Raw genomic sequence first — 10,176 nt, 5'->3', positions numbered from 1 at the left:
GCGATGGGGACGGCGGGGGCGGTGTTTCGCATGACGCGGCTGGCGACCTTGTCGCGGCTGGCCTCGACGCCGAATCCGGGGATCTTGACGCAGCTGATCGGCGCGGGGCGCCTGGCTTCTTTAACCGGCTTCGCGCTGGAGGCGCCGGCCTTCACGCTAGCGGGGCGCTTGGGTAGCGAGGCCTTGGGGAGACGGCAGGATTGGACCGGGGCGGCCTTAGGCAGGGACTTTGCCTCGAGCTACTTGGTCTTGGGCGGATTGAAGTTGGCGGGCTGGGCGAGCGGCGCGGCGTATCGTAGATATGCCAACCCCGTAGGGGTCGTTCGCGAACGGCCCCTACAGACGCTGTTTCAGCAAGGCGGGATGTTGACGGGCATCCTGCTCGGCCACGCGCTGGAAGAGTACTTTGGCCTGCGCCGCCCCCAAGACGGCGCGACGACGCTGACGGACTCGCTGGCAATGCTCTTGCAATTTAACGTCGCCGGGCGCCTGACCCGCCAGGCCTTCGGGACCCGCTTTGCCGCCTGGGAGCGCGGTCTCGACTCGCGGGCCGAGATGCTTTCTCAAGGGCCGCCGCTGGGTCGATTTGGAAACTTCGGGTCCACCGCCACGGCGCTCGGCCGCCCGGGCGACTGGGCCCCGATCCCCGCCGCGGGTCCTCGCGGCGCGGTCCCCGTTCCGGAGCTACCGACCTTGGTCTTCATGACGGGGAAGGGGCGGGGCGGCGGCTCCGGGCCGCAGGACTTGGAGGCGGCGCGGCGCCTGCGCCTCGAGATCGCCCCGGAGGAGGCCTGGCGCCGCCGGGCCGAACAGACGGCCGACTACGTCGCCCGGCTCAAGTCCCTGCCGACGGGGCGGCGCGAGACCTTGGAAGAGGCGCAACAGGGCCTGGAGCTGCTCGGTGGTTGGGCGGCCGGGCGGGACGGCTTTCGCAAGGCGATCGCCTTTCGGCATTACCCGGAATTGTGGAAACTTCTCGCCGACGGTTGGAACCCCGCCTCGCTCAACGCGGCGATGACCGAGTCCTTTCGAGTCCAGGTCGATCGCTACCGTGAGCTGCTGGGCGCCGAGCGCAATCCCCGCTTCCTCCATGCCGCGCTCGAGGTCTCGCCGCAGATCGGACGCATCTACAGCCACACCCGAGCCGTCCTGATCGAGGGCTCGCCCCGAGAGCGGGATTTAAGCGAGTCGCTCGAATCCCTGCTCGCGGTTCTGCGCACCGGCGCCGAGTCGCCCAAGGTCCCCGAGTTGCGATCGCGCTACCTCGAGGCCTTCCACGACACCCTCAACAACAGCGTCGGCGACAGCCTGGGCCTGGTTCGAGAGGCCCACGCGGGAATCCGCTTGGCGCGGCGTTGGATGCTGGAGACGGATGCGGAGCGCCGCGCCCTGGGCGGGAATTATTTTCCCCAATTCTGGAGGCGCCTGGCCGAGCGCGCCCACCCCGGCTTCAACGAGGCGGTGATGGAGGAGCTGCGCGAGGAGATCGTCTTTCTCCAACGGCATCTCCAACCCTACCGCGTTTCCCAAGAGATCTTGATCCCGACGCTGCGGGCCTTTCCCCATTATGCGGAGACGGTGTATCAAAGCGCGGGTCCGGCCCCCGGCAATACCTTCATGCTGACCCAGGTTTTCTTGGCGCAGGCCGGGAGCCTGCGGCCCTGGATCACGGAGCATGCCGATCCCCAGGTGCGGGCGGAGTGTGGTCGCACCTACCTTAGGCTGATGGATCAGGTGCAAGCCCGCGCCGCGGAAATTCTGGAACACGAGCGCCTGTTTCCGGTCTCGATCAACCAAAAGGTGGTCCAAGAATTGACCGAGGCGCTGGGGCCCTTCACCTTGCGTCTTAAGGCGCAAGAGGCCGAGGCGCTTCTGCAAGCCCTTCGAGACTACCAGGAGCTGGTCCTGCTCTTGCCGCCGCGCCCCGACCTTGCCGGGGATCTCCTCTCGGAGACCAATCTTAAGCCCTTGATGCGCCTGCAATATCACCCGGACCCGCGCATTCGGCCCGCGGTCGAGGAGCTGTTGGTCAAGCTGCTGCATCGTTTCTCGGCCGCCGCCCCGGGGGGAAGCTCAAGCAACTGAGCCCCCCATTGGCCGATACCAGGCCGCATTGGCCTTTCGGAGCGGGGGTCCTCCGGGGGCGAGAAAAGGCATGACCCCGATCCTTCCTCCATCCCGAATGCATCCTAGGGCGGCTGAGCCGGCCGAGGCCCCGCTGCGCCCTCTCTTGGCGCGGTTTCGGGAAGGTCCCGCGGCGGAGGAGCTGCGGGCCTTGTCTCGAGAACGGGATCCGGAGCTGCGCGCGGAGGGCCTCTTGGCCCTGGCCCGGCGGGAGGAGGCGGCGGGGCGGGAGGAGGCGGCGGCGGAATTGTATGCGGAGATCGTAGGGGCGAACCTGGGGCCCCACTCGCGCCGCGAGGATGAAGCGAGTGGGGGGGTCGCCCCCGAGCAGGGACGGGGAGGGCGACCCCCCACCTCTTTCGAACCAGTGGCGTTCGGTGGGGCCCCAGGTTCGCCCCTACAACAACGCGCGCAAGAACACCTCGATGCAATCTTAGGCCGCGGTGCCTTCGGCCCCCGCGCGGAGTTTCTCTTAAGGAATTTGGCCCAGCAATCCAGCGACCCGGCGATGCTCTTCGCGATGGGCACGGCGGGGGCCGTGTTTCGCATGACGCGCCTGGCGATGCTATCGCGCTTGGCCGCGACGCAGCATCCGGGGATTTTGACGCAGATCCTAGGCGCGGGGCGTCTGGCTTCTTTAACCGGCTTCGCGCTGGAGGCCCCGGCCTTCACCCTGGCGGGGCGCTTGGGAAATGAAGTCTTGGGGAGGAGGCAGGATTGGAGCGGGGCCGCCTTAGGCAGGGACTTCGCCTCGAGCTACTTGGTCTTGGGGGGATTGAAGTTGGCGGGCTGGGCGAGCGGCGCGGCGTATCGCAGGTTGGCCAACCCCGCAGGGGCCGTTCGCGAACGGTCCCTACAGACGCTGTTTCAGCAGGGCGGGATGTTGGGCGGGATCCTGCTCGGTCATTCCTTGGAAGAACACTTTGGCCTGCGTCGCCCCCAAGACGGCGCGACGACGCTGACCGACTCGCTGGCGATGCTGCTGCAATTCCACGTCGCCGGCCGCCTGACGCGCCAGGCCTTCGGCCCGCGCCTCGCCGCCTGGGAATCCAATCTCGACCGGCAGGCCGAAACCCTTCAGCGGCTCCCAAACCTCCCCATCCTTCCGGCGGAGGGGACCTGGCCCTCGCGAAACGCCCCGGTCCTCGCCATGGCGAGCGGTCCCGGCGAAGGGCCGCCGCGCCTGTCCGATCGCTTCTTCTCGGTCGGCGGCGGAGGCCGCGGCGCCGCGGCCTCCGGGAAGGGCGCGCCGCCGGAGGTGCGTCCCAGTCTCGACGGGAGGGCGCGGCCCGTCGATCGCGAGGCAGCGCCGGCGATCAAGCTGATCGAGGCGCAAGGGGTCTTCTGGGTCATCGACATCGACACCGAGGCCCGCGCCCGCAGCGTCGAGGTGCGGGTCGGCGGGCATCGCCTCCCGCCCGGCGGCTCGCTGCGCGTCCGCGACGGCGAGCTCATTTATCTGGGCGAGCGCGCCTATCGCTTCCGCGAGCCGGCCCGGGATTTCTCGCCCGAGATCTCCAGTGCGCCCGGCCCCGAGGGGGTCCTGGCGCGCCGCCACCTCCACCCCTATTACAGCCAGGACCGCGAGGCCCGTTACGAGTTGCGCCCGGGACGCTTCGTGGATCGCCTGGATCCGGGGAGAGCCCAGGTCTTTGCCGCCGGGCCCCAGGGCGAGGCCCGCCTCACCCTGCGCGAGCGCCGCGCGCTCCCCGAGGGCGAGGCCTTCACCTTGGAGGTCCGGGACGCGGAGACCGCCTTCACTGTCGTCGTGGAGCTGACCCCAGACCGCGTCGTCCTGGATACCCCGCTTCAACCGCGTGCGGGTTCGGCGCTCTTGCCGATGTTCCTGGATTGGCTGAGCACCGAGACCTTGGTCCGCGCTTCGGACCTGCAGATCCGGGGCGTCAGCCCCGAGCTTCACGAAATGTTGGGCTACGGCCTGATCCACTCCGCCTACAGCCGCTACGAGCATCACGGCGACCGCGTCGATCTAGTGACCCAGCCGCGCTCGACGCTCCTGCCCGCCGAGCTGGGCCCGCAGCACCGCGAGGCGGCGAACCGCGCCTTCGACGCCTGGGCCCGGCGCAAATTCGGGACCCGCATCCCCACGTTGATGGAGATCGAGGACGGCGCGGCCCTGCCCGCTTTCAACCACCTGGGCCTCGAGCCCTCGATGCCGGCGATACTGGAACGCCTGGTCGGTGCCGACACCCGATTTTTGGAGATCGGCTACGGGGACCGCCTCGAGACCCTGCAAGCCGTGGAGCGGCGGGGCGGCACGGCCTGGGGCCTGGAGGTGAACAAGGTTTATCCCGCGGAGGCCGACCGCGAGGCCCTGCGGCGCTCGGACTTGGACGTCCTCTTCATCAACGGCTCGCCCTTTCTCTTCTATGCCCAGCACCACGTGGCCCTGCCAGCGGCGGTCGACATCCTCCGCCAGTTTCCGCGAGCCCAGTGGCTGGTGATCCAGGCCTACAACCCGCGCACCCCATTCGAGATCCTCCGCCACGCCGAGGAGTTGAACCGACTGCGCTGGGAGCCGGTCTATTACCGGGTGGCTGCCTCCTTGGACGAGGCCCCGATCTTTCCGACGGACTGGTGCCAGCGGCCGGACACCCCCCACGCGGTCTTGATCGCCCGCCGGCCCCCAGCGGGAAATAACGGTTTGACTCCCAGGTATTAGGGACTTACCATTTTTAGGTTGTGGGCGGCGCGGGCGCTTGGATCATAATAAGAAATCTCAGGGGCGCTCCTGAAAGAGGCGGGTGGATAGCCCGCCTTTTTTAATCGGAAGGGGACACCATGATCAACCTCCGCAAGGCCGAAGAGCGGGGCCACTTCGATTTCGGCTGGCTTGACACCTATCACAGCTTCTCCTTCGGCGAGTACTACGACCCGCACCACATGGGCTTTCGCGATCTGCGCGTCTTGAACGAGGACCGCGTCCAGCCGGGCAAGGGCTTCCCCACGCACCCGCACCGCGACATGGAGATCCTCACCTATGTCCTCGAGGGCGCCCTGCAGCACCGCGACAGCCTGGGCAACGGCTCGGTGATCCGGCCCGGCGAGGTGCAGCGGATGAGCGCGGGCACGGGCGTGACGCACAGCGAGTACAACGCCTCGAATGAAGAGCCGGTTCACCTTCTGCAAATCTGGATCCTGCCGCGGGAGTCCGGGCTGCCGCCCGGCTACGAGCAGAAGGACTTCGCAGCCGAGCGCAAGAAGGGCCACTGGCTGCTCATCGCCTCGCCCGACGGCCACCAGGGCTCGGTGACCGTGCATCAAGACGTCCACGTCTACGCCTCTTGGATCCCGCCCAACGAGGAGCTCTTTTTCCAGGTGAAGCCCGACCGCCACGTCTGGCTGCAGGTCGCCCGCGGCGAGGTCCTCCTGCAGGACCACTTGTTGAAGGCCGGCGACGGCGCGGCGCTCAGCCAGGTACCGAGCGTGGACCTGCGCGGGAAGCGGGATGCGGAAGTGCTGTTGTTCGATTTGGCTTGAGCTCAGACGTTGAAGCGGAAATGCATGATGTCCCCGTCGCGGACGACGTAGTCCTTCCCCTCGAGGCGCAGCAGGCCCGCCTCTTTCACCGCCTGCTCGGACTTGTATTTCATCAAATCGTCGAAGTGGTAGACCTCGGCGCGGATGAAGCCCTTTTCGAAGTCGCTGTGGATGACGCCGGCGGCCTGTGGGGCCTTGGCGCCGCTGGGGATGGTCCAGGCGCGGACCTCCTTCTCGCCGGCCGTGAAGTAGGTGGAGAGGTTGAGCAGCTTGTAGCCCGCGTGGGCCATGCGGTCGAGGCCGGACTCGTGCAGGCCCAGGTCCTCCAGGAAGGCCTTCTGTTCGGCCTCGGGGAGGTTCGAGATCTCCGCCTCGATGGCGCCCGAGAGCACGACGCAGGGCGCGCCTTCTTTTTCGGCGTGGGCCATGACGCGTTGGGCGGCCGGGCCGGGGTTCGCGGCCTCGGCCTCATTGACGTTGGCGACATACAGGACGGGCTTGAGGGTGAGCAGGAAGAGCTCGCGGATCGCGGCTCTTTCCTTGTCGCTTAGGCCCTGGCGCCGCACGGGCACGCCCTCGTTCAGGCCCTTTTGCACCTTTTGCAGGACCTCCACCTCGGCGAGCAGTTCTTTGTCGCCGCTCTTCGCGGCTTTCGAGCTGCGCTCGAGGCGCTTTTCGACCGTGGCCAGGTCCGCCAGCATCAGCTCGGTGTCGATCACCTCGATGTCGCGGATCGGGTCGACGCCGCCCTCGACGTGGACGACGTCGGGGTCCTCGAAGCAGCGCACGATGTGCGCGATCGCGTCGGTGTTCTTGATGTTGCCCAAAAACTGGTTGCCGAGCCCTTCTCCCTTCGACGCGCCCTTCACCAGGCCGGCGATGTCGACGAACTCGACGGTGGTGGGGATCAGCTTCTGCGGCGGGATGTACTTCGCGATCTGCCCCAAGCGCGGGTCCGGGAGCGGGACGATGCCGACATTGGGATCGATGGTGCAGAAGGGGTAGTTGGCCGCCTGGGCCCCGGCGTGGGTCAAGGCGTTGAAGATGGTGGATTTGCCGACGTTGGGCAGGCCGACGATGCCGCAGTTGAATCCCATAATTAGTTTTTGCCTTTTTCTTCCTGAAGTTTTCGAATGGCTTTCAATTCCCGAACCGTTGCCAGATCCTTCTCCCTGCCGAGGGCCTGCTTGGCGGAGATCAAGCCTTCGATGCCCAAGACCTTGCAAGGCACTCCGAATAATTCGATCTCGACGGAACTCTGCAGGACCGCGTCGTAATCTCCCACCCCGGTGACCGTGCCGATCACGTCCAAGATCCCCCAGTCCGTCTGCAGATAGAGGTTTTTCAGGTTTCCGGTTTCTTCCGGGAACTCGATAAAAGAAAGCTTCTGGGATGTCATCCGGTGTTTCGGATGGAGTTCCCGAAGGCAGGCCCGCAGCTTTTCGACTTGTTTCGGGTCGATGGCCGCGCAGATATCGATATCTTCGGTGACCTGGCTGGCTCCGTGGACGACGGCCGCCATTCCGCCGATGAGAACGAATTCGATCTTATTTTCCAAAAGCAGGCGGAGGAGGTTGCTGAAGTCTTGCATAGTGCGCTTGCCCCGCGGCCCGCAACAGGAGAACCAGGTCCAAGGCCCTTTGGTGGTGGAGGAGTCGGTCTTCGTGGCTCAACGACAGATTGTAGGCGAGGACGGACAAATCGATTTCGCCTGCGCATTGCTGATTTTCGACTTGGGCCGCGTCTCGCTCCATCGGTCCGAACTTAGCCGAGCGGGGGTTATTTCGCAACGCGATTTTCGGTCGATCCCCGGCGGATGCCGCTCACTTCTTGCGTTGGATGACGTAGTCGCCGAGCTTCAGCAGGGCGGCCTTCGCGGGGCTCTCGGGCAGGACCGCGAGCGACTGGCGCGCGTCGGCCGAGCGCCGCGCGGCGAGACCCAGGGCGTAATCGATGGCGCCGTACTTCTTCAGTACCTCCAAGACCTTCATAAAGCTGTCGCGACGCGCGCTGATCGTCCCGTCGCGTATCACCTCGCGCTCCGCCGGGGTGCAGCGTTCCAGCGCGTAGAGCAGCGGCAGGGTGATCTTGCCCTCCTTGAGGTCGACGCCCTTCTCCTTGCCGAACTCGGCTTCGACGCTGACGTAGTCGAGGACGTCGTCGGCCAGCTGAAAGGCGATCCCCAAATGCATGCCGTAGTCGGCCAGGGCCTTCTCTTGGGCGGGCGTCGCCCCGGCGACGATGGCCCCGACCTGGGTCGCGCAGGCCATCAACATGCCGGTCTTGAACTCGACGATCTTGAAGTATTCGGCCTCGCCCAACCGCAGGTCGCGCGACTTGGTGATCTCGAGGACCTCGCCCTCGGTGGTGCTGGTGGTGGCGTCGGTGATGCTGCGCAATACTTTTAGATCGCCGTCGCGGGCGATCAGCGAGGAGGCCTGGCAGTAGAGGAAGTCGCCGACCAAGACCGACATCTTGTTGTCCCAGATCGCGTTGCAGGAAGGCCGGCCCCGCCGCAGCTGGGCGTTGTCGATCACGTCGTCGTGGAGCAGGGTGGCGGTGTGGATGAACTCGATGGCGGTCGCGAGCGAGAGGACTCGGGGTCCGCGGTAGTCCAGGGCCTGGGCGGCCAAGATGCAGAGGATGGGGCGCAGGCGCTTGCCGCCGCTCATCACGATGTGGGTGGCGATCTGGGTGACCGAGGGTACCTGGCTCAGGAGATTCTTTTGGATCTCGACCTCGACCGCCGCCAATTCATCCTTGAGTTGCAGGGCCAGGGCCTCGAGGGTGTCGCCGAAGGGCGGCTCGAGGGGGGCGGGGGATGGGACTGGACGGGAGGACATGGCGGCAAACTCGCGATAAAATTCGTTCAAGGAAAACGGGGTTTATCGTACGATGTCGCACATCGCGCCAAAACCCGAAAACCGCGCCGTTGAAATATTCGCTATTCAACAGCCATTTGAAGCCTTTAGCCGCTAACCAGCGGGCGGGGGCTTGTCAAGGACAAGCATGCTGAGGATGTCCGAGAAGTCGATCCACACCGAATCCATCCACCTCCCCGGGGGCGAGGCGGGGGTCCTCCTGCTCCACGGCTTCACCGCCACCCCCGATTCGATGCGCTATCTGGGCGAAAAGCTGAACCGGGCTGGCTTCACGGTCCTGGCCCCCATCCTGGCGGGCCACGGGACCCGGGTGGAGCACCTGGAGCAGACCCAGTGGCAGGATTGGTACCGCAGCGTCGAGGACGCCTTCCGTGCCCTGCGGGCGGAGTGCCGCGCGGTGATGGTGGCGGGCCTCTCGATGGGCGGCCTCCTGGCGGCCCACCTGGCCTTTCACCACAAGCAGGCGGTGCGGGCCCTGGGGCTGATGGCGACGCCGCTGTTCCTGGATGGATTCCTCGTGAAGGGGGTCTTTCCGGCGGTCTGGAAGACCCCGCTCAAGCACGTCTACAAATACCAGCCCAAGGGCATCGCCTCGATCAAGGACCCGGAGGCGCGGCGCCGCTACCAGACCTACCACAAGGTGCCCGTAGTCTCGGTCGCCAGCATGTTCGAGCTGCAGAAGACGGTGCGGCAGGAGCTGAAGCACCTCCACCACCCGACCATCATCCTTCATTCCCTGCATGACGAGACGGTGCCTTACGGCAACTTGGACTACATCCAGGCCATCCTGCCCGGTGACGAGGTCGAGACGGTGACGCTCAAGAAGAGCAACCACATCATCACCCTCGACTACGATAAGGACCTCGTCGCCAAGCGGCTGATCAAGTTTTTCAAACGTCATCGAAAATAAAAAAAAGGCGAGGCCTCGCGGCCCCGCCCTTTCCCTCTGGCAGGATTCGAACTATTTGCGGCGCTGTGCCTTGCGCCACAACAGCGGGGCCGCCAGCCCGAGGCCGAGCAGGCCCCAAGACGCGGGCGAGGCCCCGACGGCATTCAGGCTGCAGCCCAGCTTGCCGCTGCCCTCCAAGAAGGGTTGTCCCGGGTCGAAGTTTTGGTTGGGATCCTGCGGCTCGGGCGCGTCGCTCGGTCCCGGCGGAGGCGTCGGAGTCGCGGGAGGCGTCGGCGGAGGCGTCGGAGTGGGGACGGGGTCGCACTCGTCCTCGTCGAGGGTCGTTGCGACACCGGCGCCGCCCAGGTTCGGGACCGGCGGCGGGGTCTCGGGTTCCTCTTCCGGCGTAGTGAGATCCCCCGGAAATTGCGGCGGGGGCGGCGTGGGCGTGGGAACCGGCCGCGGCCGCAGCCAGGGGTCGCAGGGATTGTAGGCATGACCCGGTCCGGCCTCGGCCCAAGGACCGACCGCGCCGAGCGATCCTCGTCTCGTCGAGGATGCTTGGAAAGAGGCCTTCGATCGAGAAATCGACACTCTTTCGCGGCGGTTCAAGGGGCGGATCTCCGTCTTCGTCTCGGACTATACCCGGGGGGTCCGCTACCGCCACGGTGTCGACAAACCCTGTTATCTGGCCTCGGGTGTGAAGATCACCTTCATGCTCGAGGTGTTCCGGCAGGTGCGCGGCTTCTTCGGCGCGGGCGTGCAGGGTGCGGGCGTTGC

The 10,176-nt window shown here is 66.3% G+C and carries 7 protein-coding genes; 3 read left to right on the top strand and 4 right to left on the bottom strand.

Annotated elements, in window-relative coordinates; genetic code table 11:
- The first annotated feature begins 2,155 nt into the window (after positions 1–2,155).
- Together FBR05_13180 and FBR05_13175 are read left to right on the top strand one after the other, a co-directional pair.
- A complete protein-coding gene (locus FBR05_13180) occupies positions 2,156–4,807 on the top strand; it encodes a hypothetical protein (protein ID MDL1873132.1) in 2,652 nt (883 codons plus the stop codon).
- 119 nt (positions 4,808–4,926) lie between these two features.
- Complete coding sequence (locus FBR05_13175; GenBank protein ID MDL1873131.1) at positions 4,927–5,625, top strand: pirin family protein; 699 nt, start codon at positions 4,927–4,929, stop codon at positions 5,623–5,625.
- Positions 5,626–5,627: 2 nt separating this feature from the next.
- Here the strand turns inward: FBR05_13175 and ychF are convergent, their stop codons facing one another.
- The 3 genes from ychF to FBR05_13160 form a co-directional block, all read right to left on the bottom strand.
- Positions 5,628–6,722 (bottom strand): redox-regulated ATPase YchF, encoded by a 1,095-nt coding sequence (ychF, locus tag FBR05_13170; protein ID MDL1873130.1) that lies wholly within the window; start codon positions 6,720–6,722, stop codon positions 5,628–5,630.
- Between the two features lie 2 nt (positions 6,723–6,724).
- Positions 6,725–7,216: a nucleotidyltransferase gene (locus FBR05_13165; GenBank protein ID MDL1873129.1), complete on the bottom strand. Its 492-nt coding sequence runs from the start codon at positions 7,214–7,216 to the stop codon at positions 6,725–6,727.
- Between the two features lie 232 nt (positions 7,217–7,448).
- A complete protein-coding gene (locus FBR05_13160; GenBank protein ID MDL1873128.1) occupies positions 7,449–8,468 on the bottom strand; it encodes a polyprenyl synthetase family protein in 1,020 nt (339 codons plus the stop codon).
- Between the two features lie 166 nt (positions 8,469–8,634).
- On the opposite strand from FBR05_13160, the gene FBR05_13155 reads away from it, so the two are divergent.
- Positions 8,635–9,417 carry an alpha/beta fold hydrolase gene (locus FBR05_13155; GenBank protein ID MDL1873127.1) on the top strand — a complete coding sequence of 261 codons (783 nt, stop codon included), beginning with the start codon at positions 8,635–8,637 and terminating at the stop codon, positions 9,415–9,417.
- A 51-nt stretch (positions 9,418–9,468) separates the two neighbouring features.
- Here FBR05_13155 and FBR05_13150 read toward each other — a convergent pair whose 3' ends face one another.
- Positions 9,469–9,990, bottom strand: a complete 522-nt coding sequence (locus FBR05_13150; GenBank protein MDL1873126.1) for a hypothetical protein — start codon at positions 9,988–9,990, stop codon at positions 9,469–9,471.
- Between the last annotated feature and the right edge of the window lie 186 nt (positions 9,991–10,176).

The sequence above is a fragment of the Deltaproteobacteria bacterium PRO3 genome (assembly GCA_030263375.1).
Classification (GTDB): domain Bacteria; phylum UBA10199; class UBA10199; order DSSB01; family DSSB01; genus DSSB01.
This window is presented reverse-complemented; position numbering and strand designations above follow the sequence as displayed.